The 26,481-nt window shown below is 63.3% G+C and carries 26 protein-coding genes and 1 tRNA gene; 9 read left to right on the forward strand and 18 right to left on the reverse strand.

What is annotated here, in order from left to right:
• Positions 1–27 precede the first annotated feature (27 nt).
• From lysA to argH, 3 genes are all read right to left on the reverse strand, one after another.
• Positions 28–1,299, reverse strand: a complete 1,272-nt coding sequence (lysA, locus tag OSH12_RS16520; RefSeq protein ID WP_266344688.1) for a diaminopimelate decarboxylase — start codon at positions 1,297–1,299, stop codon at positions 28–30.
• Between the two features lie 164 nt (positions 1,300–1,463).
• A complete protein-coding gene (gene lptM, locus OSH12_RS16525; protein WP_266344689.1) occupies positions 1,464–1,661 on the reverse strand; it encodes an LPS translocon maturation chaperone LptM in 198 nt (65 codons plus the stop codon).
• A 113-nt stretch (positions 1,662–1,774) separates the two neighbouring features.
• Entirely contained in the window at positions 1,775–3,172 is a 1,398-nt protein-coding gene (gene argH, locus OSH12_RS16530) for an argininosuccinate lyase (protein ID WP_266344690.1), read from the reverse strand.
• Between the two features lie 33 nt (positions 3,173–3,205).
• Between argH and tlpA the strand changes: the two genes are divergently transcribed.
• Entirely contained in the window at positions 3,206–3,868 is a 663-nt protein-coding gene (gene tlpA / locus OSH12_RS16535; RefSeq protein WP_266344692.1) for a thiol:disulfide interchange protein TlpA, read from the forward strand.
• Between the two features lie 358 nt (positions 3,869–4,226).
• Here the strand turns inward: tlpA and OSH12_RS16540 are convergent, their stop codons facing one another.
• From OSH12_RS16540 to OSH12_RS16575, 8 genes are all read right to left on the reverse strand, one after another.
• The gene (locus OSH12_RS16540) at positions 4,227–5,108 is read right to left on the reverse strand and encodes a 3-hydroxybutyryl-CoA dehydrogenase (RefSeq protein WP_266344693.1); all 882 of its coding nucleotides are present in this window, start codon (positions 5,106–5,108) and stop codon (positions 4,227–4,229) included.
• A 123-nt stretch (positions 5,109–5,231) separates the two neighbouring features.
• Positions 5,232–6,167, reverse strand: a complete 936-nt coding sequence (locus OSH12_RS16545; RefSeq protein ID WP_266344694.1) for an electron transfer flavoprotein subunit alpha/FixB family protein — start codon at positions 6,165–6,167, stop codon at positions 5,232–5,234.
• Entirely contained in the window at positions 6,167–6,916 is a 750-nt protein-coding gene (locus OSH12_RS16550) for an electron transfer flavoprotein subunit beta/FixA family protein (RefSeq protein WP_266344695.1), read from the reverse strand. The genes OSH12_RS16545 and OSH12_RS16550 overlap by 1 nt, the downstream gene beginning before the upstream one ends.
• A gap of 92 nt (positions 6,917–7,008) precedes the next feature.
• Positions 7,009–7,728: a rhomboid family intramembrane serine protease gene (locus tag OSH12_RS16555; protein WP_266344696.1), complete on the reverse strand. Its 720-nt coding sequence runs from the start codon at positions 7,726–7,728 to the stop codon at positions 7,009–7,011.
• A gap of 10 nt (positions 7,729–7,738) precedes the next feature.
• Positions 7,739–8,311 (reverse strand): cob(I)yrinic acid a,c-diamide adenosyltransferase, encoded by a 573-nt coding sequence (locus tag OSH12_RS16560; RefSeq protein ID WP_266344697.1) that lies wholly within the window; start codon positions 8,309–8,311, stop codon positions 7,739–7,741.
• A 109-nt stretch (positions 8,312–8,420) separates the two neighbouring features.
• Entirely contained in the window at positions 8,421–8,612 is a 192-nt protein-coding gene (locus OSH12_RS16565) for a twin transmembrane helix small protein (protein ID WP_266344698.1), read from the reverse strand.
• 80 nt (positions 8,613–8,692) lie between these two features.
• Entirely contained in the window at positions 8,693–9,208 is a 516-nt protein-coding gene (locus tag OSH12_RS16570; RefSeq protein WP_266344699.1) for a TspO/MBR family protein, read from the reverse strand.
• A gap of 339 nt (positions 9,209–9,547) precedes the next feature.
• Entirely contained in the window at positions 9,548–10,381 is an 834-nt protein-coding gene (locus tag OSH12_RS16575; RefSeq protein WP_266344700.1) for an SDR family oxidoreductase, read from the reverse strand.
• 236 nt (positions 10,382–10,617) lie between these two features.
• On the opposite strand from OSH12_RS16575, the gene OSH12_RS16580 reads away from it, so the two are divergent.
• Positions 10,618–11,562, forward strand: coding sequence for an AEC family transporter (locus tag OSH12_RS16580; RefSeq protein ID WP_266344760.1), 945 nt, complete (start codon positions 10,618–10,620; stop codon positions 11,560–11,562).
• Here the strand turns inward: OSH12_RS16580 and gluQRS are convergent.
• Positions 11,541–12,419 (reverse strand): tRNA glutamyl-Q(34) synthetase GluQRS, encoded by an 879-nt coding sequence (gene gluQRS, locus OSH12_RS16585; protein WP_266344701.1) that lies wholly within the window; start codon positions 12,417–12,419, stop codon positions 11,541–11,543. The two genes, OSH12_RS16580 and gluQRS, sit on opposite strands and share 22 nt — an antisense overlap.
• A gap of 94 nt (positions 12,420–12,513) precedes the next feature.
• On the opposite strand from gluQRS, the gene OSH12_RS16590 reads away from it, so the two are divergent.
• The 3 genes from OSH12_RS16590 to OSH12_RS16600 all read left to right on the forward strand — a co-directional run bounded on the left by OSH12_RS16590 (position 12,514) and on the right by OSH12_RS16600 (position 14,731).
• Positions 12,514–13,167, forward strand: coding sequence for an alpha/beta hydrolase (locus OSH12_RS16590; protein ID WP_266344702.1), 654 nt, complete (start codon positions 12,514–12,516; stop codon positions 13,165–13,167).
• Between the two features lie 112 nt (positions 13,168–13,279).
• A complete protein-coding gene (locus OSH12_RS16595; protein WP_266344703.1) occupies positions 13,280–13,837 on the forward strand; it encodes an HNH endonuclease in 558 nt (185 codons plus the stop codon).
• 78 nt (positions 13,838–13,915) lie between these two features.
• Entirely contained in the window at positions 13,916–14,731 is an 816-nt protein-coding gene (locus OSH12_RS16600) for a TrmH family RNA methyltransferase (protein ID WP_266344704.1), read from the forward strand.
• A 13-nt stretch (positions 14,732–14,744) separates the two neighbouring features.
• On the opposite strand, the gene OSH12_RS16605 is transcribed toward OSH12_RS16600, so the two are convergent.
• Positions 14,745–15,257, reverse strand: a complete 513-nt coding sequence (locus OSH12_RS16605) for a disulfide bond formation protein B (RefSeq protein ID WP_266344705.1) — start codon at positions 15,255–15,257, stop codon at positions 14,745–14,747.
• A gap of 201 nt (positions 15,258–15,458) precedes the next feature.
• On the opposite strand from OSH12_RS16605, the gene OSH12_RS16610 reads away from it, so the two are divergent.
• Positions 15,459–15,543 (forward strand) — tRNA-Leu (locus OSH12_RS16610).
• Between the two features lie 4 nt (positions 15,544–15,547).
• Here the strand turns inward: OSH12_RS16610 and OSH12_RS16615 are convergent.
• From OSH12_RS16615 to OSH12_RS16630, 4 genes are all read right to left on the reverse strand, one after another.
• Positions 15,548–17,335, reverse strand: a complete 1,788-nt coding sequence (locus tag OSH12_RS16615) for an amidohydrolase (protein WP_266344706.1) — start codon at positions 17,333–17,335, stop codon at positions 15,548–15,550.
• Positions 17,336–17,906: 571 nt separating this feature from the next.
• Positions 17,907–18,311 (reverse strand): response regulator, encoded by a 405-nt coding sequence (locus OSH12_RS16620; protein WP_266344707.1) that lies wholly within the window; start codon positions 18,309–18,311, stop codon positions 17,907–17,909.
• An 11-nt stretch (positions 18,312–18,322) separates the two neighbouring features.
• On the reverse strand, positions 18,323–20,365 hold the full coding sequence (locus tag OSH12_RS16625; RefSeq protein ID WP_266344708.1) for a GAF domain-containing protein: 2,043 nt from the start codon (positions 20,363–20,365) through the stop codon (positions 18,323–18,325).
• 376 nt (positions 20,366–20,741) lie between these two features.
• Entirely contained in the window at positions 20,742–21,185 is a 444-nt protein-coding gene (locus OSH12_RS16630) for a hypothetical protein (protein ID WP_266344709.1), read from the reverse strand.
• Positions 21,186–21,445: 260 nt separating this feature from the next.
• Here OSH12_RS16630 and OSH12_RS16635 point away from each other — a divergent pair, with 260 nt between their 5' ends.
• Entirely contained in the window at positions 21,446–22,345 is a 900-nt protein-coding gene (locus tag OSH12_RS16635; protein WP_266344710.1) for an alpha/beta fold hydrolase, read from the forward strand.
• A 579-nt stretch (positions 22,346–22,924) separates the two neighbouring features.
• Here the strand turns inward: OSH12_RS16635 and OSH12_RS16640 are convergent.
• Positions 22,925–23,356, reverse strand: coding sequence for a helix-turn-helix domain-containing protein (locus OSH12_RS16640; protein WP_266344711.1), 432 nt, complete (start codon positions 23,354–23,356; stop codon positions 22,925–22,927).
• A 67-nt stretch (positions 23,357–23,423) separates the two neighbouring features.
• On the opposite strand from OSH12_RS16640, the gene OSH12_RS16645 reads away from it, so the two are divergent.
• Together OSH12_RS16645 and dapA are read left to right on the forward strand one after the other, a co-directional pair.
• Positions 23,424–24,821 carry an MFS transporter gene (locus tag OSH12_RS16645; protein ID WP_266344712.1) on the forward strand — a complete coding sequence of 466 codons (1,398 nt, stop codon included), beginning with the start codon at positions 23,424–23,426 and terminating at the stop codon, positions 24,819–24,821.
• A gap of 578 nt (positions 24,822–25,399) precedes the next feature.
• Positions 25,400–26,365: a 4-hydroxy-tetrahydrodipicolinate synthase gene (gene dapA / locus OSH12_RS16650; RefSeq protein WP_266344713.1), complete on the forward strand. Its 966-nt coding sequence runs from the start codon at positions 25,400–25,402 to the stop codon at positions 26,363–26,365.
• The last annotated feature ends 116 nt before the right edge of the window (positions 26,366–26,481 follow it).

The following is a 26,481-nucleotide window of genomic DNA, read 5'->3' on the forward strand; positions in this document are numbered from 1 at the left end:
CTTTGCCGCCAGATCGTGGCGGCGAGACTACTTGTCGAGCCAGGCCGGAAGCTGGTCCATGCCGATCAGATCCTCATAGGTCTGGCGCGGGCGGATGACGGCGAACTCGCTGCCATTGACCAGCACTTCGGCCGCGAGCGGCCGCGTGTTGTAGCTCGATCCCTGCACCGCGCCATAAGCACCGGTCGTCATCACAGCCAGCAGATCGCCGGCTTCGACGGCCGCCATGGTGCGGTCGAGGGCGAGATAATCGCCCGTCTCGCAGACGCCGCCGACGACATCGGCGAAGATTTCGCGCGTACCCGGCTTCGGCACGGCGACCGGCTGGATGTCGTGATGCGCCTCGTAGAGGGTCGGGCGGATCAGATCGTTCATGCCGGCGTCGACGATGACGAAGGTCTTGGCGGCGCCTTCCTTCACATAGACGACCTCGGAGACGAGGATGCCGGCGTTGCCGACGATCATCCGGCCGGGCTCGAACAGGATCCTGCCGCCGAGATTGCCGAGGCGCTTGCGCACGATCGCGGCATAGACTGTCGGTTCCGGCGGCGCTTCCTCGTCGAGATGATAGGGAATGCCGAGGCCGCCACCGCCATCGACGTGCTCGATCGTGTGGCCGTCGGCGCGCAGGTCGCGCACGAGGTCGGCCAGCAGCCCATAAGCCTCGTCAAACGGTCCCATGTCGGTGATCTGGCTGCCGATATGCATGTCGACGCCGGCGACCTTGATGCCGGGCAACTTCGCGGCGCGGGCATAGACCTCGCGGGCGCGGACATAGGGGATGCCGAACTTGTTCTCGGCCTTGCCGGTGGTGATCTTGGCGTGGGTCTTGGCGTCGACGTCGGGATTTATGCGCAACGAAATGGTGGCGGTCGCGCCCTTGGCGGTCGCGATCTCGGAGATCCGCTCCAGTTCGGGCTCGGATTCGACGTTGAAGCAGAGAATACCGGTATCGAGCGCCTGCGCGATCTCGCGCGCCGTCTTGGCGACGCCGGAGAAGACGATCTTTTCCGGCGGGCAGCCGGCGGCAAGCGCCCGGCGCAATTCGCCTTCCGAGACGACGTCCATGCCGGCGCCCTCGGCGACCAGCGTCTTCAGCACGGCCTGGTTGGAATTCGCCTTCATCGCATAGCAGATGAGCGTGTCCATTCCCGCCAGCGCCTCGCGAAACACGCGAAAATGGCGGACGAGGGTGGCGGTCGAATAGCAATAGAACGGCGTGCCGACGGCTGCAGCGATATCGGCGATGGCCACGTCTTCGGCGTAGAGCGCGCCGTCGCGATATTCGAAATGGTTCATGGCGGAATAAACTCTCGGTCGTCATCCCGGGCTTGACCCGGGATCCATTCAGCCGTGCCCGTGATCGGAGAAAACTCCCCTGGCATCGGCTGCATGGGTTCCCGCTTTCGCGGGAATGACGGCAATCAACTGGATGACTTGCAGCGGCTACCCGCCGGACAGGCTCAGAGCAGCTTGTCGATGAACAGCGAGCGGTCCGGTTTCGCTGGCTTCGAGACGTCAGGTTTCTTGCCGTCCGGGCCGGGCTGCTCTTGAGAAAGCGCCTGCGGACCGCCCGGCGGCGGCTCGGGAGCGCCCTTGACGCCGCAACCGGCGAGCGCCATCGCGGCGGTCAAAAGAAGGATTCGGGCAGCAAGGGCCAAGGCGGCTTCTCCAGAAGGGCTCGTCGGTCGGGCGGCGCATCTTAACCGATCGCGCCACCCCGTCATTGCCAAACTTGGCAGGTTTGCGAAGACGTTGCTACGCCTTCGCGGCGCTAGGCCTTGGCAGCCTCGCGCGCCAATGCCCGCTGCCAGCGCTTGGCCTGCGAGCGGACATTCTTCGGCGAGGTGCCGCCATAGCTGGTGCGGCTCCTGACCGACTTATCGACCGAAAGCACCGAATAGACCGCATCGGTGATGGCGGGATGCACGGCCTGCATCTCGTCCAGCGTCACCTTGGTCAGGTCGACGTTGCGCTCGGAGGCAATCGCCACGATGCGGCCGGTGACGTGGTGGGCGTCGCGGAACGGCATGTTCAGTTCGCGCACCAGCCAGTCGGCCAAGTCCGTCGCGGTGGCAAAACCCGAGCCCGCCGCCTTCTTCAGCGTGACGGCTTCCGGCTGCATGTCGAGCACCATGCCGGTAGTCGCGGCAATCGCCAGTTCCAGGCTCTCGAACGCGTCAAAAGCCTGTTCCTTGTCTTCCTGCATATCCTTCTGATAGGCGAGCGGAAGACCCTTCATGACGATCTGCAGCGCCGTCTGGGCGCCGATGATGCGGCCCGTCTTCGCGCGCACCAGTTCGGCGGCGTCCGGATTGCGCTTCTGCGGCATGATCGACGAGCCGGTGGTGAACTTGTCGGAAAGCTTGATGAAGCGGAACTGCGCCGACGACCAGATGACGATCTCTTCGGCGAAGCGCGACAGATGGATGGCGCAAAGGCTGGCGGCGGCCAGCGCCTCGATGACGAAATCGCGGTCGGAAACGCTGTCGAGCGAGTTCGCCGTCGGCCGGTCGAAGCCGAGCGCCGCCGACGTCTGGAAGCGGTCGATCGGGAACGACGTGCCGGCCAGCGCCGCGGCGCCGAGCGGGTTTTCGTTCAAGCGTTTGCGCGCGTCCTGGAAGCGGCCGCGGTCCCGGCCGATCATCTCGACATAGGCCAGCATGTGGTGGCCGAAGGTCACCGGCTGGGCACTCTGGAGATGGGTAAAGCCGGGCATCACCTGGCCGGCATGCTCGAAAGCCTTGTCGGCCAGCGCGCTCTGTAAATTGCGCAGCGCTGAATCGACGGCGTCGATGGTGTCGCGGACCCAGAGCTTGAAATCGGTCGCCACCTGGTCGTTGCGCGAGCGGGCGGTATGCAGCCTTCCGGCCGCGTCGCCGATCAGTTCCTTCAGGCGCGATTCGATGTTGAGATGGATATCCTCGAGGGCGCGCGAGAATTTGAACTCGCCCGCTTCGATTTCGCGCAGGATGGCGTCTAGACCTGCCGCGATCTTTTCGGCATCGTCCGCCGCGATAATTCCCTGGCGGGCGAGCATGGCGGCATGCGCCTTCGAGCCGGCAATGTCCTGACGGTAGAGCTTCTGGTCGAAACCAATCGACGCGTTGATCTCTTCCATGATGGCGGCCGGGCCTTCGGAGAAGCGGCCACCCCACATTGAATTGCTCATATACCCTCGCGGAGGCCTTGGAGGCAGGACGGAATGAATGAGACGCGCGGGAAATCGCGACGCTGGCCGATTATTGGCCTGGCCGCGATCGCAGGCATCGCAGTCGGAGTTGCGGCGGTATACGTGACCGAGACCCGGAAAGGCAACGCTCTCGTTGAATGGAAGGGCGATGACTGTGCGCCTTCCATCGAGGCTGCCGGGCTGCTGGCTCCCTTCGCCAAGGGAGAAGTCGCTGCGTTCCGCGTCGCGACGGAGCCGGCGCGGCTGTCGGAACTGAGCTTCCAGACCGCCAATGGCGACAAGAAAAGCCTCGCCGATTTCGAAGGCCAGACCGTTCTGCTCAACCTCTGGGCGACGTGGTGCGCACCGTGCCGCCAGGAGATGCCGGCACTCGACCGCCTCGACGCCGCGCATGAGGGCAAGGATTTTTCGGTCGTCGCCGTCTCGATCGACACCCAGGATCCGGCCAAGCCGAAGCAGTTTCTGGAAGAGATCGGCGTCAAGTCGCTCGCCTTTTACGGCGATCCGACGACCGGCATCTTCACCGGTCTGAAGAACAAGGGCATGGCCGTCGGCCTGCCGACGACGGTTCTGATCGACAAGAAGGGCTGCGCGCTCGGCGTCATGTCCGGCCCGGCCGAATGGGACTCTGAGGACGCCAAGGCGCTGATCGGGGCGGCCAGCGGCGCTGTTTGACTAGGTGAGGGTGGTCAAGACCCTCTCCCTGGCCCTCTCCCGCAAGCGGGCGAGGGAGCGCATCGCGCCCAGAGCAAGATCCATCTGGGTCGAGCCCTATCTTTCACCTCTCCCTGAGGGAGAGGTCGGCTCGAAGAGCCGGGTGAGGGTTTAGGGAACCATCCGGTGAGGCCGTAAACCCTCACCCGCCGGCCTGCGGCCGTCGACCTCTCCCTCAGGGAGAGGTGAAAAACGATGCTTCAAATCAGATGGATCTTGCTCCAGCCGCCCACGTCGACACCACACCGGCCGCAAAAAAACCTCGCCCGCTTGCGGGAGAGGGTGGGGTGAGGGCCCTTCTTACGTACAGCGACGCGCCTCAGCGCGTGGGAACCGGGGTCTCGCCGCGATAATCGTAGAAGCCGCGATTGGTCTTGCGACCGAGCCAGCCGGCCTCGACATATTTCACCAGCAGCGGGCAGGGACGGTACTTCGAATCCGCCAGGCCCTCATAAAGCACCTGCATGATGGACAGGCAGGTATCGAGGCCGATGAAATCGGCGAGCTGCAACGGACCCATCGGGTGGTTGGCGCCAAGCTTCATCGCCGTATCGATCGCGTCGACCGAGCCGACGCCCTCATACAGGACATAGATCGCCTCGTTGATCATCGGCAGCAGGATGCGGTTGACGATGAAGCCCGGGAAATCTTCCGAAACGGTCGCGGTGCGGCCGAGAGCCGCGACATAGGCCTTCGACGCTTCGAACGTCTCGTCGCCGGTGGCGATGCCGCGAATCAGCTCGACCAGCTGCATCACCGGGACCGGGTTCATGAAATGAATGCCGATGAAGCGCTCGGGCCGGTCCGTCGAAGAGGCGAGGCGGGTAATCGAGATAGATGACGTGTTGGTCGCCAGCATCGCGCCAGGCTTCAGCGCCGGGCAAACGCCGGCGAAGATCTTGCGCTTGGTCGCCTCGTCCTCGGTTGCGGCCTCGATGACCAGGTCGCAATCGCCGAGATCGTCGACGCCAAAGGCCGGCTTGACGCGGGCCAGCGCCGCCTTGCGGTCGTCCTCGGTGATGCGGCCGGAATGGACCTGGCGCGAAAGGTTGCCATCGATGGTGGCAAGGCCCTTGCGGACCCGCTCCTCTGCGAGGTCGTGGATGAAAACCTCGTAGCCGGCAAGCGCGCTCACATGGGCGATACCATTGCCCATCTGACCGGCTCCGATGACGCCGATCTTTTTAATCGCGGTGCTCATGCCCCAAGGGCTCCTTTGTCTTCCAGAATCCGAAAATTGCGTTCGAAAAAATACGGCCGCGCTCTTTGACCTGCGGTCAGTCGAGCACGGCCGTCGAGATTGTCAACCGGCGTCGGTAAACGCTTAGTTTGCGAGCGCCTTGGTCAGGGCCGGAACGACCGTGAAGAGATCGTCGACGAGGCCGTAATCGGCGATCTGGAAGATCGGCGCGTCGCCGTCCTTGTTGATCGCGACGATGACCTTCGAGTCCTTCATGCCGGCCAGGTGCTGGATCGCGCCCGAGATGCCGATGGCGATATAGAGATCCGGCGCAACAACCTTGCCGGTCTGGCCGACCTGCCAATCGTTCGGAGCGTAGCCGGCATCCACCGCCGCGCGCGAGGCGCCGATGGCGGCCTTGAGCTGGTCGGCGAGCGGGGCGATGACTTCCTGGAACTTTTCCGCCGAACCGAGCGCGCGTCCGCCCGAGACGATGACCTTGGCGGCGGCGAGTTCCGGCCGGTCGGAGACGGAAAGATCCGCGCCGACGAAGCTGGAAAGGCCCGAATCGGCCGGTGCTGCGACCGTCTCGACCGGGGCGTTGCCGCCGGCGTCGGCGGCCGGGAAGGCGGCGATGCGGACCGTCACGACCCGCTTGCTGTCACCCGATTGCACGGTCTCGATGGCGTTGCCGGCATAGATCGGGCGCTCGAACGTGTCGGCGGAAACCACCTTGGTGATCTCGGAGATCTGCATCACGTCGAGCAGGGCGGCGACGCGCGGCGCGACGTTCTTGCCGGTCGAGGTGGCCGGAACGACGATCGCGTCATAGCCACCGGCCAGCGACACGATGAGATCGGCCAGGGGCTCTGCGCGCTGATGCGCCAGGCTCGCGCCATCGGCGAGCTTCACGGCGCGAATGCCGGAGAGCTTTGCCGCCGCGTCCGCTACGGCCTGGGCCTGATGGCCGGCGACGAGGATGTCGACCGGCTGGCCGAGCGCCAGCGCGGCGGTCAGCGTCTTTGCCGTCGCTTCGTTCAGATTTGTGTTGTCGTGTTCCGCGAGGATGAGCGTTGCCATCAGAGGACTCCCGCCTGCTTGAGCTTCGCGACGAGTTCGTCGACCGAACCGAGCTTCACGCCGGCCGTGCGGCCGGTGGGCTCTACCGTCTTCAAAACGGTGAGGCGCGGCGAGGCATCGACGCCCAGCGTCTCCGGGCTGGTCTCGTCGAGCGGCTTCTTCTTCGCCTTCATGATGTTCGGCAGCGAAGCGTAGCGCGGCTCGTTGAGGCGCAGATCCGTGGTGACGATCGCCGGCAGCTTGAGCCGCAGCGTCTCGAGGCCGCCATCGACTTCGCGCGTCACGTCGACGTCGCCATCGCCGAGCACGACCTTCGAGGCGAAGGTCGCCTGCGGCCAGCCGAGCAGGGCCGCCAGCATCTGGCCGGTCTGGTTGGAATCGTCGTCGATCGCCTGCTTGCCCAGAATGACCAGGCCGGGCTCTTCAGCCGCGATGACAGCCTTCAGAAGCTTGGCGACGGCCAGCGGCTCGATGTTGGCGATGTCGGTCTTCACGAGGATGGCACGGTCGGCGCCCATGGCGAGGCCGGTGCGCAGCGTTTCGGCCGATTTGTCGGTGCCGATCGACACGACGACGACTTCCGTCGCCTTGCCGGCTTCCTTGAGCCGCAGCGCCTCTTCGACGGCGATTTCGTCGAAGGGGTTCATCGACATCTTGACGTTGGCGAGGTCGACGCCGGTGCCATCCGCCTTGACGCGGATCTTGACGTTGGTGTCGACCACCCGCTTGACGGGCACGAGGATCTTCATCTCGACAATTATCCTTTCGCTGCAGCGATTTGGGCGGGACCGTACCGGCGGGTTCTCCCCGAGTCAACGCAGGGAACGTAGCCTGGAAGGGCTCAAACCACGGGCTCTACCGGCATTTCCTCGTCCACCTGGCGCGACAGCAGCGGAACACCCGGACGGCGGAAGAACAGAACCAGCACCGCCCCCGTCAGCAGGCCGCCGAGATGGGCAGCCCAGGAGATCTCGCCCGGTGTGCCGAAGGCGAAATAATACACCTGCAGCAGGATCCAGAAACCGAGTACCCAGACGGTTCTGAGCCGGATCGGAACGCGGAAAAGCAGCAGGATCCAGATCTTCACCCTGGGGTGCAGCAGCAGGTAGGCGGCGATGACGCCGGCGACCGAGCCCGAGGCGCCGATCAGCGCGATATCGGAGCCCGGCTCGACCATCACATGCGCCAGCCCTCCGCCAATCGCGCAGAGGAAATAGAACAGGATGAAGCGGACATGCCCCATCGCGTCCTCGACATTGTCGCCGAAGACCCAGAGGAACAGCATGTTTCCGGCCAGGTGCCAGATGTCGCCATGCAGGAAGGTCGAGGTTAGGAAGGTCAGATATTCGGGCGCGTGGTAGAGGCCGGGCGTGCGGATATGGATGCCGGCGAGCGTCGACGGGATCAGGCCGAAGGCCATCACCGAGGCGGCTTCGGCGTCGGCGTTGCCGGCGCGCTGGTAGATCAGGAAGACCAGGCAGTTCAATATGACGAGCCCGCGCGTCACCCACGGGAAGCGGATGTAGCGGAGCGGATTCTGATCGTGGAACGGCACGAACATGTGTCGTCCCTCAGCGGTTCTGGCCCGGCACCCACAGAACATCCGTGGCGCCGCGATCATTGACGTAACGGGAAGCGACGAACAGGAAGTCCGACAGCCGGTTGATGTAGCGGATCGCTGCCGGATTGACGGCTTCATGCGAGGCGAGGTCGACCATCACCCGTTCGGCGCGCCGCGCCACGGTGCGGGCGATGTGCAAATGCGCCGCCGCCGGCGAGCCGCCCGGCAGGACGAAGGAGCGCAGCGGGCTCAACTCGGCGTTCAGAAGGTCGATTTCCGCTTCGAGCCGGTCGGTCTGCGCATCGATGATCCGCAGCGCCTCGCGGCCGGGCTTCAGGCCGGCTTCCGGCGTCGAAAGGTCGGCGCCGAGGTCGAAGAGATCATTCTGGATGCGGGCAAGCATGGCGTCGACAACAGGCAGGTCACCGACATGGAGGCGGGCCGTGCCGACATGGGCGTTGGTTTCGTCGACCGTGCCGTAGCTTTCGACGCGAAGATCCGATTTGGCGCGACGCTCACCCGTGACGAGGGACGTGGTCCCATCATCCCCGGTTCTCGTATAGATGCGGTTGAGCGCGACCATGGAAATCCCTTGAGCGTTTTCGAGCGAAGTGCGGCGCGGTTCGCGTGAAGAAAACGAGACCAAGCAAAGAACTAGAGCAATGCGCCGTTTTGATAAACGGCGAAGGGCCCTAGCGGGCTGAGAAGTAGAGCGCGGCCATCATGATGACGATGGCGGCGAATTGCAGCAACACGCGCATGCGCATCAGCTTCTGCGACCGCTCCGGCGACCCGCCGCGCAGCATGTTGAACAGGCCGAGCAACAGCACGATGGCAACGGCGGCGAGTGCGATCGGGATCAGATAAAAGAAAAAGCTGTTCATCGGGCTCTGGCTTCAGGAATCGGACGGAAGAGTTCTTATACGCCCGTTCCTCGCCGGCTCGCCATATCCGCCGCCTGCGCTCAATTGAGCCACCAGACAGCCCCGTTGAGAGCGGTCGCGAACAGCACCCAGGCCAGATAGGGAGCGAGCATCCACGCGGCGCGGCCATCGATTTTCGCAAACGCGCTCATGGTGGCGATGATGGCCAGCATCAGCGCCACGATGACGACCAGCGCCAGCGCCGGCGAATGCAGGCCGAAGAACGCGCCGGACCAGGCGACATTGAGGGCAAGCTGGATCGCGAAGGTCAGGGCGGCGACCTGCAGCGCCGTGCCGCGACCGAGCGCCCACACCCGCCAGAAGGCGACCGCCATCAGCGCATAGAGCACGGTCCAGACCGGCGCGAAAATCCAGTTGGGCGGGCTGAAGAAGGGTTTTGCCAGCCCGGCGTACCAGGTCGGGATACTGGGCAGGGTCAGCCACGAGCCCAGCGCCGCGGCGGCAAAGCAGACGGCGAGCGAGACAACCAGCTTCGCCAGCGAGGCGGGCCTCAGCCAGAACTGCGGTGTCCGGAAATCGGCGGAAACAGAACTCATCGCGGCAATCCTGCGTTGTTTCTGTTTCTACGCGCACAAAGCCCTCTCGGTTCCGTCGCCGTGCAATCTTCCGCGGTGTTTGGCCGGTAAGTCGAAAAGCTCGACGATCATCCTGAGGTGTCCGGCGCAGCCGGGCCTCGAAGGAGCATCCAGGGAACGCCCTGATGGAGAGGATCGGATCTGGCTGCGAGGTCGGAATGCCCAGTTGGAGCCTCCTTCGAGGCTTTCGCTGATGCGAAGCACCTCGGGATGACGGCGGAGCGGGGCAATCCGGGGCGACGATCAGAAGCTTGGCAGCCTTGCGTCCAAACCCGTCCGTTGCGATCCAATATCTCGCATTCAGGAATTTCGCGCGATCAGTCGGTCCATCAGCCGCGTCGGCATGAAGCGCTTCATCAGCGCCGCCGCCTTCGTCAGAACCGTGACGGAATATCGGACCTTCGGACGCGGGCTTTCAAGCGCGTGCAGCAGGGCGGCCGTGACTGCCTCCGGGCCGAGCTTGAAACGCGAGGGTCGACGGGTGCCTTTCATCCGGGCCAGTTGCGACTGGTATTCTTCGCGGTGAACGGAGGCGCTGATATCAACCGTCTCGTGGAAATTGGCGAGCGCCGCCTGGGTGAAGCGGGTGGCGATCGGCCCCGGCTCAATCAGCGCGACATGGATGTTCGTGCCGGTGAGTTCGATCCTGAGCGTGTCGGTCAGCCCTTCCAGCGCGAATTTCGAACCGACATAGGCGCCGCGATATTTGCCGGCGACGAGGCCGAGGATGGATGAGCACTGGATGATGCGGCCATGGCCCTGTGCCCGCATGACCGGAACGATCCGGCGCGTCAGCGTGTGCCAGCCGAAGACATTGGTCGCGAACTGGCGGCGCAACACATCCGTTGTCAAATCCTCGATGGCGCCGACCTGGCCGTAGGCGCCATTGTTGAACAGCGCATCGAGCGTGCCGCCGGTCTTAGCCAGCACCGCGTCGGCGCAGGCATGGATCGAGGCTTCGACGGTATAATCGAGGTAGAGCGCCTCGCATCCCGCCTCCGCCAGCGCCGCGATATCCTCGGCCTTGCGCGCCGTGGCGAAAACGCGCCAGCCCTTGGCGCGGAGCGTCAGGGCGGCGTCGCGGCCGATGCCTGACGAGGCGCCGGTGACGAGGATCGTTCTGGCGTCGGTCATGCTGGTCCTTGCATTGCGTGAAGCTTCGCCGCGCCAAGGCGACGGGCGGACTATAGAGAGCGAGGCGGCGGAGCCAAGCGGAAGCATGGTCGCGCAGGCTGGATGGCTGCCCTCGGTTGACCGGGCCGGTGGAGATTTCTAGTGTCGGACTGCCTTTTTCCCCGCACCGGCGTCATGATTCCTATGTCCATCGAAGCCTTTCCCGTGTCCGTCCTGCTGCGGGCAGGCACATGCTGATGCTCGGCCGGCTGGCCGAGATCGCCTTCATCGTTCTGCCGATCGCCGGCCTGATCACGGTCGGCTATATCGCCGGCTGGACAAAACATCTGGGCGACCGCGCCGCCGATGGCTTGTCGGAATATGTGTTCGGCATCGCCGTGCCGGTGCTGATCTTCAAGACGCTGTCGGAAGCGAAGATGCCGGAGGGCGGCCAGCCCTGGGGGTATTGGATCGCCTATTTCGCCGGTGCGTTCATCGTCTTCGGCATAGGCTTCCTGATCGCGCGCCGGGTGTTTGGCCGGGCGCATGTCGAGTCGGTGATGCAGGGCTTTGCTTCCGGCCAATCCAACACCGTCTTCGTCGGTGTGCCGGTAATCCTGAATGCCTTCGGCAACGAAGGCGCGGTGCCGCTGTTCCTGCTGATCGCCATCCACCTGCCGGTGATGACGACGGCGGCGACCTTGTTCGCCGAAGGCTCGGAATCCGGCATTTCGCGCGCGACGCTGATGCGGCTCGTGAAGGCGCTGGCGCGCAACCCGATCCTGATCGGCATCTATGCCGGGGCGATCGGCCAGATCGCCGGCATTCACGCAACCGGGCCGGCCGGCGAAGTCGTACGGATGCTGGCCGCCTCGTCGGTTCCCTGCGCGCTGATCTCGATGGGCCTGGCGCTCCGGCGCTATGGCTTTGCCGGCGACATCAAGGCGTCGCTGGTCATCAGCTCGCTGAAGCTGATCGTGCATCCGTTGATCGTGCTCTGCCTGGTGCAGGTCCTGCCGATGCCGCCGGTCTGGGCCGGGGTCGCTGTCGTGTTCGCCGCCATGCCCTGCGGCGTCAACGCCTACCTGCTCGCCAACCACTACAAGGCGGGTGTCGCCAGCACCGCCAGCGCCGTGTCGGTCTCGACCCTGCTCAGCCTCTTCACGGTGACGATCTGGCTCTATGTCCTGGGCGTCGGCTGAGGCGGTAATCCAATGTGGGCGCGGATATCGGCAGGTGTCGCGCCGATATTGCGAAGCGAGCGGAGCCCGGTTGCCCCTTCCGATTTCGACAGCTTTCGCCCCGCCGCATCGCGGATCAGGCCGTGGTGGCGATAGGTCGGCTGCGGCAGGCTGAGCAATGTCTGCAACAGACGGTGCACGCTGGTGGCGTGGAAAAGATCCTCGCCGCGCACGACATCGGTGATCCCCTGCAGCGCGTCGTCGACGACGACCGAGAGGTGATAGCTGGTCGGGATCTCCTTGCGGGCGATGACGACATCGCCCCAACGGGCGGGCGCGGCGACGATTTGGCCCGTCTCCCCATCGGGGCCGCTGCCCAGCTCAAGGAATGCCAGCGGCCCGGCCGCTTCGATCGCCGCGTCCATCTTCAGCCGCCAGGCATAGGGCGCACTAGCCGCGATCTGCTTGGCTGCCTCGCTATTCGAAAGGTCGCGATCAAGGCCTGGATAGAGCGGTGCTCCGTCGGGATCGCGCGGCCATTCCGGGCTTTCGGTCGCCGCGCGGATCTCGGCCCGGCTCAAAAAACTCGGATAGACCAGATCCATCGCCCTGAGCCGATCGAGCGCCGCTTCATAGGCGTCGAAATGTTCCGATTGCCGGCGCACCGGCTGTTCCCATTCCAGCCCGAGCCAGGCGAGATCGTCGAGGATCGAGGCCTCGAATTCCGGCCGGCAGCGCGCAAGGTCGATATCTTCCATCCGGATCAACAATTGTCCGCCGGCTTCGCGGGCAAGGTCGCCGTTCAGCAACGCCGAAAAGGCGTGGCCGAGATGCAGTTCGCCATTGGGGCTTGGGGCGAAGCGGAAGATGCGGGTCATGCGGTCATGGGACACGTCGTGCGGGTGGCGAAGCAGGGCCTTGGCTTGCTAGCATGACGCAGATTCGTTCGCCCGCCTGCAACTGGGAAATTTCATGCTCGATGGTCCGCGCCTCGCTCCGCTTTCTGGCGGCAAGCCCAACAAGCTCGTCGTTCTGCTGCATGGCGTCGGCGCCGACGGACAGGACCTGATCGATATCGGCGCGCATTGGGCGCCACTGTTCCCGGATGCGTATTTCGTCGCGCCGAATGCGCCGGATCCCTGCGATTGGGGCGTGGGGCATCAATGGTTTCGTCTCGCCGTGCGGGATGCGCATGAATATTGGCTGGGCGCCTCTGCCGCCGCGCCAAAGCTCGACGAGTTTCTCGACGCCGAGTTGGAGAGGCTTGGACTGACCGATGCCGATCTGGCGCTGGTCGGCTTCAGCCAGGGCACGATGATGGCGCTGCAGGTCGGACCGCGTCGTCCGCGCGAGATGGCCGGCATCGTCGCCTATTCCGGCCGCATCGCCGGCGTCGAGCGGCTCAAGGCGGAGACCCGGAGTAGGCCGCCGGTTTTGCTCGTGCATGGCGCGCTGGATGAGGTGATTCCGGTCGCCGCCCTGCAGGAGACGGAGAAGGCGCTTCGCGACGCTGGCTTCGCTGTCGCGTCGATCGAGCGCCCCGGCCTTGGCCACGGCATAGACGAGGCGGGACTTGCCGCAGGGGCGGCCTTCCTCAAACGCATTTTTGCCACAGCCGACGTCTGATCGACGCGCACGGAAACGTCAACGTTTCATTGGCTTCACAAGGATGACACAGAGCCTATAGACTATTTCGGCAATCTCGAGGTTCGGCGCATCCAGCAAAGGAAGCGATGTCTTGACGATAGCCGTGTCACCCGGCGCACACCCGGCTCTTGTGCTCAATGCCGACTATCGGCCTCTGAGCTATTACCCGCTCTCGCTCTGGTCCTGGCAGGACACGATCAAGGCGGTCTTCCTGGATCGCGTCAATATCGTCTCCGAATATGACATCGACATCCGCAGCCCGTCCTTCCGGATGCGGCTGCCCAGTGTCGTCTCGCTGAAAAGCTATGTGACGCCGTCGCGAAATCCAGCGTTTACGCGCTTCAATGTGTTCCTGCGTGACCGTTTCCAGTGCCAGTATTGCAGCGCCCGCGAGGATTTGACCTTCGACCACGTCGTGCCACGGGCTCGCGGCGGCCAGACGACCTGGCAGAATGTCGTGGCCGCCTGTTCGCCCTGCAATCTGCGCAAGGGCAGCCAGACCACGGCCGACGCGCGGATGTGGCCGCGGCAAAAGCCGTTCCAGCCCAGCGTCTCCGACCTGCACAATAATGGCCGCGCCTTTCCACCCAACTATCTGCACGACAGCTGGCTCGATTATCTCTACTGGGATACGGAACTGGAGCCGTAGGTCGCGTTCTCTTCACGCGATGCGGTATCCACGTCGCTCGAAAGACCTCTGGTCCGTTCCCTCTCTCGTCTGTCTGCCTTGCCCAACCTGATCCGCATCACCGATCCCGCCGATCCGCGCATCGCGGCCTATAGCCAGGTGCGCGAACGCGACCTTGTCGGCCGCGACGATCACTTCATCGCTGAGGGCGAGGTGGTGTTGCAGACGCTGGTGCAATCGGAACGCCACCAGCCCGTCTCGCTGCTGCTCGATGAGAAGCGCGTCGATGGCCTTGCCGCCATTACGGATCGACTGGCCGATGACGTGCCGGTCTATGTCGCCAACCAGGCGGTGCTCGACGGTATTGTCGGCTTTCATATCCATCGCGGCATTCTGGCGCTCGGCCATCGGGCTCCCGCGCCTTCCGCCGATGCGCTGCTCGCCGGGATCGAGGGCAGGGCGCTGGTCGTCGTGCTGATGGGGATTTCCAACCACGACAATCTCGGCGGTATTTTTCGCAATGCCGCCGCCTTTGGCGCCGATGCGATCCTGCTCGATGCGCAATGCTGCGATCCGTTCTATCGCAAGGCGATCCGCGTTTCTGTCGGCAACACGCTGACGCTGCCGCACGCCAAATTGGCGCTGTCTGACGATGTCGTGGCGCTGCTGGAAAAGCATGGGTTTACGGCGGTGTCGTTGAGCCCGAATGGCGCATACCGCCTGGCGGAGGTGAAGCGTCCGTCACGGGTGGCGGCGTTGCTCGGCACCGAGGGGCCGGGCCTCGACGCGGCGGTGCTGGCCCGGACGCTGACGGTGCGGATTCCGATGGCGTCCGGCGTCGATTCGCTCAATGTCGCGACCACCAGCGGCATCGTCCTGCACCAGCTGACGCAGGCCGCACCGGAAGCTGAATAGAAAAGTCGCGGCGCTACCGAGGCTTCACGCCCTGCGAAAAACCTGCCCAGAGCAGGGCGGCGGCGATGATCGCCGAGACGACGGCGTTCCAGCCGGCGAAGGAGAGGCCGAGCACGCGAAGCGCCGCTTCGCCGCAGTTCACCACCTTGGTCTGGCCGATCTGGGACAGCAGGTCGCCGGCATTGCCGGTCGTCGCCAGTCCGCCGCCGCAATCGGCCGGGCCGAGCCAGAATTTCCATTCGACGCCGGCGTGGTAGAGGGCGAGGCCGAGGCTGACCACGAAGATCAGGCCGGCCAGGACGAGCAATCCGCGTGCGAAACGCTCGGACTTCTTGGCGCCGAGCAGCAGGATCGCGACCAGCAGCACCGGCAGGCCGAGATAATAGGGTATGCGCTGTTCGAGGCAGAGCTTGCAGGGCGAATAGCCGCCAAAGATCTGGGATCCCCAGGCGCCGAGGATCGCCGCGAGGCCCAATCCGAAGCTGAGGATGGCAAGCGGCAGGCGACGGGTAAAACGATCGGCCATTCATGTCTCGCTTTGAACGATGCGATCTGCTTTTAGCTGCCGCGCCTGACCCTGTCGACCGCCCGCTCCTTCACTTTGGCGTAGGGTAGGGCGGCACCGCCGCGTCGAGGCTCCGACAATTGGGAAAAGGTCGAAATCGCCGTTGCTTCTCGCGCAAGCCTGACTATAGTCGCGCCGTCGCCGGCCACTGGCCAGCGCGTTGCGGGCGTGGTGGAACTGGTAGACGCGCCGGACTCAAAATCCGGTTCCGAAAGGAGTGTCGGTTCGATTCCGACCGCCCGCACCATTACTCAGGACGACCTGTAGACGGTCTTTCCTTGTTTGATGGTTTCCACGACTTTGAGCGCTGACAGCGTCTCCGGATCGACCTCAAGAGGGTTGCGGTCGAGGACGACAAAATCAGCAAGCTTGCCTGCCTCGATGGATCCCTTGCTCGCTTCTTCGTAGTGCTGATGTGCTGCCCAGATTGTCATCGCCTTGAGCGCTGTCATGACATCCACACGCTCGTCTGGTCCCAGGATGTCGCCACTGCGGGTCCGGCGTGTGACGGTCGAGGATAGCACGCGCATCGAATCGGGATTGGCGACCGGCGCGTCGTGATGCGATGTGAAGGTCATGCCTAGCCGCCTGGCCGACGCGCAGGGGGAAATTCCATCTGCCCGAACGGGTCCCAGCACCGAGTCACGGTGCCAGTCCCCCCAATAGAACGTATGCATTGGGAAGAAGGACGGCAGGATGTTGGCAGCCTTCAGGCGGGGCAACTGATCCTGCCGGGTGGTCTGGCCGTGGATCAGAACGGAGCGCCTGTCGCCCGCGCCGTGCTTTTTGGTCGCCACCTCGACAGCCTCGATCAGCCAATCGATTGCCGCATCGCCATTGGCATGGGTCAGGATCTGCCAGTTATTGCCATAGGCAAGGTCAAACGCCCCGTTCAACTGGTCCTTGGTAATGGCGGTATAGCCGACATAGTCAGGTCCCTGGCCCGCAGGGGGCACGAAGTAGGGCTCGGAGAGGAAGGCGGTCTTTCCCTGCGGCGATCCGTCGATCGTCAGCTTGGCGCCGCCAATGCGCATCCGGTTCACATAGTCGCGCGCAGGCTTGATGTCCTCAGCGGAGTCGAGAATGTCAGGATAGACGAGAACATCGACATCGAGCAGACCGGCAGCACTTGCTGTGGCCAGCATCTTGGTCGTCACGCCCATGGCGCGCGCTTCCTGCACGGTCGTATAGCCGAAGCTGGCGCAGAAGCTGGCCCCCGCCTTGATCATCGCCAGATAGGCTTCCTCGTCGAAGCCGGCGAACAACTTGCCGACCAACTGGAAGAACGCGCCCTCTTCGCAGACACCATTCGGCTCCTGGCTACCCTCACGCCGGCGAAAGGCGCCGCCGGGAGGGTTCGCGGTGCTGGCGTCGATACCGGCCAGTTCGAGGGCCTTGCTGTTGACGACGCCGAGATGGCTCGACTGGTGGATGATCACGACCGGCACGTCACTCGATACCGCATCGAGTTCATCCCGCGTTGGATGGCGCTGCTCCTGGAGTTGCGAGTCGTCGTAGCCAAAACCAACAATGATCTTGTAGCGTTTGATGGCCGCGCTGTTCTTCTCAATCCAGCCGCGCAGCAATCGTTGGATTGCCGCGATGTCATTGCCTTCGCCATCGGGAGCCGGCAACAGGTTGGCCGAGAGGGCCTGAAGGCCAATCATGACAACATGACCATGCGGGTCGAAGAAGCCCGGCAGCAATGTCTTGCCACCGAGGTCTATCGTTTTTGCGTCCGCAGTTGCATGGCTCTCAAGCTCGGAACGAGTACCCACAGCCACGATCCGGCCGTCCCGCACCAGCACCGCCTCGGCGGAGGGAGCCGAATCATTCATGGTGAGGATGGGGCCACCGACATAAAGTGTGTCGCCCGTAGCCGTCTGGGCAGACGCGTCATCACAGGAAAAGGCCGTCAAACCGCCTGTAAAACCTGTGGCAAGAACGGCAGCGGCGCTGCCCTTCATGAAAAAGCGGCGAGAGAGCCCAGAAGTGCGCACCTGAAGTGCATTCATCAGCGGACTACAGGCGATGCACATTCTTAGTTCCCCAAGCTGCCACGGCGATTGCAGAAGACTAGGGGAACAAAATCACAATCGCATGTGATTTCACTGGTGGCTCTAAATTAGAGATATCGAGAGCGCCTGGTGTCTTTGAAGACGAGGAACAGGCCTGGCGGCGGCACCGGGTCAGGCCGCAAGCTTGGCGAGAACGGCGTTCATCTGCTGCAGGACAAGCGTTGACCGGCGAAGCGCAACCGCCCCTTCCGATATCAGGGTTTGGACCTTAACGGTCTGGGATCGATCAAGGCACAGAGGCGCGGGCGTTTTCATGATGCGCGATGCAGTGAGCTATCGACCGCATTTTGTCCATCATCCATTCGGTGAACAGCCTGTAGCTCTTTTGAACAGCAAACAAAGGATTAAGGCTGGCGGGGCTGCGAAGCCGACAATCCGGACACCTAAAAGGGGCGCCTACAACAGGCACGCATCAGGTTTGGGGCGGCGCGGTCTGTTGAGAAATGTTCAGGTGGCCGCGCGCCGAGAACCTGACAAAACCGGACATGCCAAGGGGCCAGCCACATCAGAAACTTCAGTTTGCGCTAGGACCCTAGTTGGAGCGACCAGCCGACGTGGAATGCTTGAGCGAACCCGCTTCTATGGCTCGAACTATTCTCTCCGCGTCATAGGGCTTCGAGAAGTAGTGAGCGCCTGCGGGGAGTTCTTCATCTGTCACTCGCCGATGACCCGAGGCCACGATGATCTGGATCTCCGGCCACTGGCTTTGCACCAGATTTGCGAGCATGAGCCCATCCATCGAGCCGGGCATATCAACGTCCGTGAAGAGGCTGCAAATCGGTTCGCCGCTGCGCAAAATTGCCAGCGCCTGGTCTGCGTTGCCGGCTTCCAGAGCCTTGAAACCCGCCTCTTCGACGAGGTCCACAGCCGACATTCGGAGCAAGGGCTCGTCCTCTACGACGAGCACGGCCGCAACATGCTGTTGGGATGATGTCACATGAACTCTTTCTAGCCGACTTCCTGAACCAGCCCCAAGGGGGCACGGAAAACGGCTACCAGACCCGTTGGTAAGTAACGCTTGTCTACGTCGCCGGTTCCGACAAGCCCCATACGAATGAGCCGGGAACCAAATCCCTTGCGAGCAGGCTCGCTGACAAGGGGGCCGTTCTTCTCTGCCCAAGAGAAAACGAGCTGTCTATCGGCAGCTTCCCCCGAGGTGTCCCACGAAATCTCAACGATGCCCTCACTGTTGGAAAGCGAACCGTACTTTATGGCATTGGTCGCCAGTTCATGGAGGATGAGCGAAAGCGACAGCCCCGCTTTCGAGCCAATTTTGACGTCGGGACCGGAGATGACGAAGCGCCATGGGTCGGCATGAGGTCGAACAACCGCCTCGACGATTTCCTTCATATGCGCTGCCGACCAGGACTGCTGAAGGAGCACGTCATGAGCGGCGCTGAGCGACCGGAGCCTGTCCGTAAACGCACTCACGGCATCCTGCTCCGTGACGCTCTTCAAAGTCTGTCCGGCTATGGCCTGAACCATTGCCAGGGTATTCTTGAGCCGGTGGTTTAGCTCCTCATTGAGCAGGCGTTGTTCAGCCTCCGCGTTCAGCTTTTCAAGCGAGGCGTAGCTGCGATCCGCCACCCCCCAGGCAAATGCCATTTCATCATTGGTCCAGGAGCGCGGCGTATCGTCGTGGGCGAACAGGACCCCGACGAGAGTGCCCGCCTTCACAATGGGCACCTGCACAAAGGATCGAACGCCCATTGCTTCATAGCTCGCGGCATCCGCAGCCAACCATTTCGCCTCAGCGACGTTGGGCACCGCCAATGTCTCGCCGTTCGCCAGGCGATCAATCGTTGCCCTGAACCCAGCCAGCGAGTGGTATCCCACCAACGATGCCGCGCCGGCCTCGGTCCAGTTGAAATCGACCACGAATGTGTCGGCGGCTTGATCGATGGTGAAGTAGCCGGCTCGATTGGCGCCGAGGCCATGGGCCAAGGTTTCGGCAGCGATCCGCGACGCCTCAGCGGTCGTTTCGACCTCTCGCAGCTTGTCGCCGAGCGAGAGAAGCGCCTGGGTGCGGGCGTCTTTCTGCTTGGCCTCCGTCACGTCAAGGACGATGCCGATCATACGGTTGACGCTGCCATTATCGACCGTGAAGCGGGCCCGCCGCGAGATCCAAAGAAGGCTTTGATCGTTTGCGCGACGTATCCTGTATTCGACGTCCAGTTCCGCCGTGCCGCTGTGGCGGGTCTCGTCATTTGAAATGGCTTTGCGATCTTCGTCTATGACGAGATTCTCAAAGGTAGACGCGAAATAGTTCTTGCGAACGGGCACGCCGAATATGCGGCAAAACTCGTCCGAGACGGTCATCTGGCCCGTGGGCACATCAATCTCGAACACGCCGACGCGGCCGGCTCCGTGGGCAGCTCTGTAGCGCTCCTCTTCAAGCCGCGCTTCATCGCTGATTTGTCCCAGCTTCGAAGCCTGGGCATGGCGACGGGCGCTCAGGCGTCGCTCGACTGCAAGCTCGCGGGCCTGAGTCTTCAGAATTCTGCGAAGTTCAAGTTGCGCCATGACCTGATGCGCAAGCACCCGCAACGTCCGCTGCTGAAGCTCGGTGAGCGATTTAGGCTGATAGTCGAGGACGCAGACCGTTCCGATCGGCAGGCCTTCGGTCGTCTTCAGGACCGCGCCAGCATAAAATCTCAGATGAGGCTCGCCCGTCACAAGGGGGTTGCAGTCGAAACGGCTGTCCTGCGTCGCATCGGGAACCAGGAGAAACTCTTCCTCAAGGATGGCTTGTGCGCAAAACGAACTCCCGATGGGCGTTTCCCGCACCCCGAGCCCGACCTCCGCTTTGAAGAATTGCCGCTGATCCGCGATGAAGTTCACCACCGCAATAGGCGTGCCGCAAATGTCCGATGCCAGACGGGCAATTTCGTCGAACTCATGCTCCTTCGGGGTATCCAGAACGTCATAGCTTCTGAGTGCCGAAAGCCGACGTTCCTCCCGATCCGGATCATGCTGCAAGGGGGCGTTCATTGGTTCAAAACCTGGCCACACGGTCACGCAGATTGGCCGGTGGGCAGGCGTCCAATGTGCCGAGTATACGCGATGCGCGACCGGCTTGGCGAGAGTTGGCCGCCCCATGCTCGAATGCCATCCAGGATGCCGCTCCGCCCGCCCCCTGGACGCATCAGGGGTTAACAGGCGCCAGGATCTTTGCCGGTCATGCCATGCGAAATGGCCCCGGTGGCCTGTTTGCAAATGCCAGTGTCTGGTGGGTTTTCCTACGCTGTAAAATGGCGGCCGAGATGCGGACCCGTTTGCTCCCCATCCGCTCGCCGCGCCATGGCCTTACGCCGAGTTGAATCGGGTGGCCGCCAGGCTCTGAAACGATGGAAAACAATCAAAGGATTCAGATCTGGCCGGACCAGACCTTCTGGATAATCGCCGAGAGGAAGGCGATTGTCAGTCCGAACAATATGATGCCATTCAGCGCTTCCAGGGCGCCCATCAACTGCCATTGCGGTGCCAGATAAACCTCGGCGTGGCCGTAGCTGGTCAGCGCGCTCAACGAATAGAGCATGGCCGACTTGTCGCCTGGCACGGCTCCAAGCGCGCGATAGGCGACCGCCCATGCCGTGGCTTGAAGCGCATGCGCCGTGACGACCCAAGCGACCGTGCCCATGATGATCAGGAAGCGCAGCCACAAGCGGCCGCCATAAGGCCCGTTTCCAATCGCCCGCACGACGCCGTGGTAGATCAGGCTGAGGGCGATGACATGGAACGTGACGGTGAACACGATGAGCGGAACGCTCCAGATCCAGTCAGATTCCCAAGTCGTAGTGGTCAAGTTCATGGACGGCTTTCGATGGCGATTGCCAGCGACGCGGATATTGCGGCGGCAGCGGAGAAGAATTCTGGGGCGCCGGAATCGGCCACCCTTGGCATATCTCCATTGTGGCAGATGCCCAACGCCGACTTCAAACATGTCCGAGGGGCTCAACCCGCGCGTGGTCAGACGAGATAAATTACCCGGGTAATATTGACGTCCTAATTTTACCCGGATATTAATCCGGCACAGCTGAATTTGCAGCCTGAGCCGGACGGAATGCGACCATGAATATCGTGAAGGCCAACGGGATCGACCTGACCTATGACAGTTTCGGCAATGACGCAGACGTACCGATCCTGCTGATTGCCGGGTTGGGCACCCAGATGATCCGATGGACGGCGCCGTTCTGCGAAGCGCTGGCCAATCGCGGCTATCGCGTGATCCGCTTCGACAATCGCGACGCAGGATGCTCGACGCATTTTCCCCAATACGGGAACGTAGATTTCGGCGCGCTGGCGACTACGCTCATGGCGGGACAGCGACCCGACGTTCCCTACACGCTCCATGACATGGCCTCAGACGCCATCGGCTTGCTCGATGGGCTCGCCATTGACCGGGCTCATGTCGTGGGGCGTTCCATGGGCGGCATGATCGCGCAGATCATGGCGAGCGAGCATCCTGGGCGGGTGCTGTCCCTGACGTCGATCATGTCGAGCACGGGCAATCCGGCACTTCCACAAGCCGAGCCTGACGTCATGGCGATGATGATGCGCCCCGCGCCCGATCCCGCCTCGAACGAGGCCGGGTTCCTCGCGAATAGCATTGCCTTCGCGCGCCGCATTGCCGGCAAGCACCATCCGTTCGACGAAGAGGCTCATCGTCTTCTCGTCCTGGAAGAGGTCCGTCGTGCCTACGATCCCGGCGGCCGTGGACGACAGATCGCCGCGATGGCCGTGGCCGGTGACCGGCGCGAACGTCTGGTGACCGTCACCGCGCCGACGCTCGTCATTCATGGGTCCGATGATCCACTCATCTTGCCCGCCTGCGGTAGGGACACAGCCGGCTCGATCCCGAACGCGGAATTTTTGCTGGTGGACGGCATGGGGCATGACTTGCCGCCCGCGCTGTATCGAAGGGTTATCGAGGCGATCGACCGAATTGCCCGAAGGGTACCGTACAATTGAAGTGGCAAATCCGGGTGCCAGAGCCCCATTGCCACGAAGATATTTCGCGCCTCGGCGCGACGGTGCGGGAATAGGTTTATCCGCCTGAAGACGCCAGGATTGCGGCAACGTTCCGGCATCTACGGGATCGAACCCCGTATCTTCGACGGGTGCCATGGCAACCTTGCGGTCTTACACCCGGTCGGCTGCGACGGGTAGCAATCCGATCCGGTTGTCCGACTGCCTTTCCCTTCTTGGCAGAGGAGTCGGACCCAATGGCGTTCCAAGCCTTTGCGATTGGAGGGCCCGATTGCTTGACCACCCAGCTACTTTCGACCTCGCCCGATTCAATGGCATCAATCCTGTTGTCGCGCATTGGGTAGTAGTTGGACGTATCGATCACGACTGTTTCAGCCGGAAGAGTTGAGATCCGCGGTCCGATTTCCGGAATGGGGTTCATCGGGATCGAGAGACCGCGCGCGCCCCTGAGGGAAGGACTGGGTGGATCAGACCAAAATTGCGCAGCACGGCCTTGCAGGCGTGCAGGCAGAGGCGGCCTTCCTGGTCAAACCTAGTTGGCCGTCACAAGGTCATTCATCCCTAGCGTTTCACCCGTCCCGGGCGAGGCGCACGCTCCCGCTGCGGTGGTGACGCCAGGCGCAGCAGCCGAAGGAATTTCGGGCATTCCATATGAGACGTGGCCTGGCAGTCCGCGACATGGCGGAGGGCGTTCCGGAGGGTCGTGAGTTCGCGGATCTGGAGATCGAGCTTGTCGGCACGCTGGTGCAGGGCCGTGCGCGGCAGATCGGGCGAACCGTCCTTGCCAAACATCCCCTTGATCTCCTCCAGCGAAAAACCCGCCGTCTTGCCAAGCGCAATCAAGGCAAGCTGGGTGAGTGCCTGCCTGTCGAACTGGCGTCGCAGCCCACGCCGCGCGACCGATTCAATCAGCCCGATTTCCTCATAATAACGCAGCGTCGAGGCCGGAACGCCGCTTCTCTCCGCAAGAACGCCGATATCGAGAAGATTCATGCTTGACCTCAAGTTGACTTGAAGTGGCAGCGTAGCGGCGACTTGAAACCGCTACAAGAGAGCCGCCGTGACAGCCGCATCCCGGATGAAGACTTCCCTATCAACGATCGCCGCGCTGGCAGGGGCCATGCTGCTGGCATCGCTTGCCGTCAGCATCGCCTCGGTTGCGCTTCCGACCCTGAGCCGGGTCTATTCCGCTCCAGTATCCAGCGTCCAATGGGTGGTGCTCGCTTACCTGATCGCCGCAACCGTGGCGATTGTGTTGGCGGGACGGCTCGGGGATCTGTTTGGCCATCGCCGAGTCCTGATCGCCGGCCTGGCGCTGTTCGCCATTGCTTCCGTCTTCTGCGCGGCTGCCCCGACGCTGGAGGTTCTGATCGCAGCGCGGGCGGTCCAGGGCATCGGCGGCGCGATCCTCATGGCGCTGCCGCTTTCGATTGTGCGCGACACCGTCGCGAAGGAACGGACCGGATCGGCAATGGGGCTCCTCGGCACGATGTCGGCGATCGGAACCGCGCTCGGCCCATCCCTTGGCGGGATCTTGATTGCTGGTTTCGGCTGGCGAGCGGCGTTCGTCCTGCTGGCTGGAATCGCGGCGCTGGTGCTCGGCCTCGCCCTGTTTTCCATTCCGGCTCGGCCGTCCCGTACACCCATCAGGGGCTCGATGGATTGGCTCGGCGCCGTCCTGCTCGCCATTGCCTTGACGGCTTATGCGCTGGCGACAGGTGGTGGAAAAGCGAATGCAAGCTGGGGATTGGGCCTGTCTCTCCCCATCGCGATTTTCGCTTTCGCGCTCTTCGTCCTCGTCGAGGCTCGATCCGCATCGCCGCTGGTGCCTGTCTCGATCCTGCGCAACCGCGCCATTCGCGCATCTCTGACGATGAACCTGCTGGTCACCACGGGGATGATGTCGACGCTGGTCGTCGGGCCGTTTTTCTTGGCATTCGGCCTGGGTTTGAACGAGGCGCTGGTCGGCCTTGTCATGGCCGCGGGACCCGTGACAGCCGCGTTGGCGGGCATTCCAGCCGGTCGCCTTACCGATCGGTTTGGTGCGCCGCGCATTCTCGTGGCGGGCCTTGCCGAGATGGCCGTTGGCCTGCTCTGCCTGGCCTTGCTGCCCGGATGGTTCGGCATTGCTGGATATGTCGCCGCACTGATCATCCTGACGCCGGGCTTTCAACTGTTCCTGGCGGCGAACAACACCCTGGTCATGCTCGCGGCCCGGGACGAACAGCGCGGCATGTTGTCGGGATTGCTCGGCCTTTCCCGCAATCTGGGTTTCATGACCGGCGCCTCCGTGATGGCAACGCTTTTCGCTTCCGCGGTCGGAGCCGGGGCAATCACCAGCGCCTCTCCGCAGGCCATCGGGGATGCCTTTACGGCCACATTCGTGGCGGCGGCGGGCTTGACGGTTCTCGCTCTCATCCTGGCGCTTCTCGGTCGCTCGACCGTGGCAAAACCGTGAAGGCGTGGGCAGGGATGGGTCGCCCAAGACAAGCCGGGCGTTACACCAGACGGACCAGCAGAAACGACAGCTGGGGGCTTCCTCAGTTTTTGTGACTTCCATCACTGACGGGCCGGAGAAGAGGCTCGATATGTTGAGCCATTATGAAAAAGGCCTGTCCCCCACACTCTGCCGCTGCTTCCACCGTGGAAAGCGCCCTTCAAGCCAAGTTGCTGGAAGGCGCCGTCGCGCTGCAGCGGTCCGAGTCGATCCTGCGCCAAATGAATAGTCTGCTGGCCAAGGTGGGCGGTGACGACGTTCGGGGCGAGACCACGCCCATGGCGTTGCAGCCGACGACGCGGTGAGCCCGTCGTCGTGTCTCCGTTCGTCGATCGTCAGATCCGGACCTCCTATTGCGCGGCATGAATTGTTTGGAGCGTCTCGCCGTCGCTTGCCAGCGCTTGGCCATGGCGAGCCCATTCCTATGGCAATTTGATACTTTAGCGCCCTCGTCCGAATGGCATCCCTATCCGGTTCCGATCCATGCTTCTGCGCGGAGCGGTCGGCAAACGCCGGCCGCCAACAGGGATTTGGACATCATGGACGACGCTGACTTGCGTAGCCGCCTGAACGGCATCACGACCTCGCTCGTGACCCCGTTCCGTGGCGGCGCTGTCGATATCCAGGCTTACACCGCGCTGATCGAGTGGCAGATCGGCGCCGGTGTCGCCGGTCTGGTCGCTTGCGGGACGACGGGCGAGGTCTCTACCTTGGCCTGGGAAGAACGCATCGCCGTCATCCGCGCGACCGTGCGTGCCGCGGCGGGCAGGGTTCCCGTTATCGCCGGCACCGGCACCAACAGCACGCAGTCGACCATCGCCTTCACATCGATGGCGCAATCGGTCGGCGCGGATGCAGCCCTCGTCGTGACGCCCTATTACAATCGGCCGAGCCAGGAAGGGCTGTTCCGGCATTTCGAGGCGGTGGCGGACCGGGCCGACATGCCCGTCCTTATCGGCAATTTCCCCGCCTGCACCGGCGTCGACATGACCTTGGCGACGCTGGAACGGCTGGCTGCCTTTCCCGGGTTGGTCGGCATTGTGGATGGCTCGGCCGATCTGTCGCGGCCGCCTCTCTTGGTCAGTCGGCTTGGCGACCGCTTCCTGCAGCTGTCCGGCCATGATGCCACCTCGTTCGCCTTCAATGCGGTGGGCGGGCAGGGCACCGTCACGGCCGCCGCCAATGCGATCCCCAAGGAGCTCGTCGCGCTGCATGCCGCCACCGCGCGGGGCGATTTCGACGCCGCCCGCGCGCTGGATGCACGGATCCGGCCGCTGCGGGATGCTCTGGGCGACAGCGATCCGGCCTCGGTGAAGGCGGCGCTGCGGCTTTTGCGCGGACTGTCTGGTGAAGTGCGGCTGCCGCTGGTGCCTTTGGCAAGGGGAGCCACGGCGGCGATCGAGGGCGCGCTATCGGACCTCGCTCGTCGCGGGAACAGTACCGGCCAGGCCGGTGGGGAGCCAACGCTTCTGGCCGTCTATCGTGCGCTACACCATTCCAAGTAGCTGAAATTACTATGAGAATTTAATTTCATTCCCCATTGGCCGCCATCGAAACCCTATGGGGCGGTCCATAGATTGAGCGGGCAGGACGGGGCCGTGAAGATCCGGTGCGCCGTCAC

It is taken from the genome of Kaistia terrae (assembly GCF_026344005.1).
In the GTDB taxonomy this organism is placed as follows: domain Bacteria; phylum Pseudomonadota; class Alphaproteobacteria; order Rhizobiales; family Kaistiaceae; genus Kaistia; species Kaistia terrae.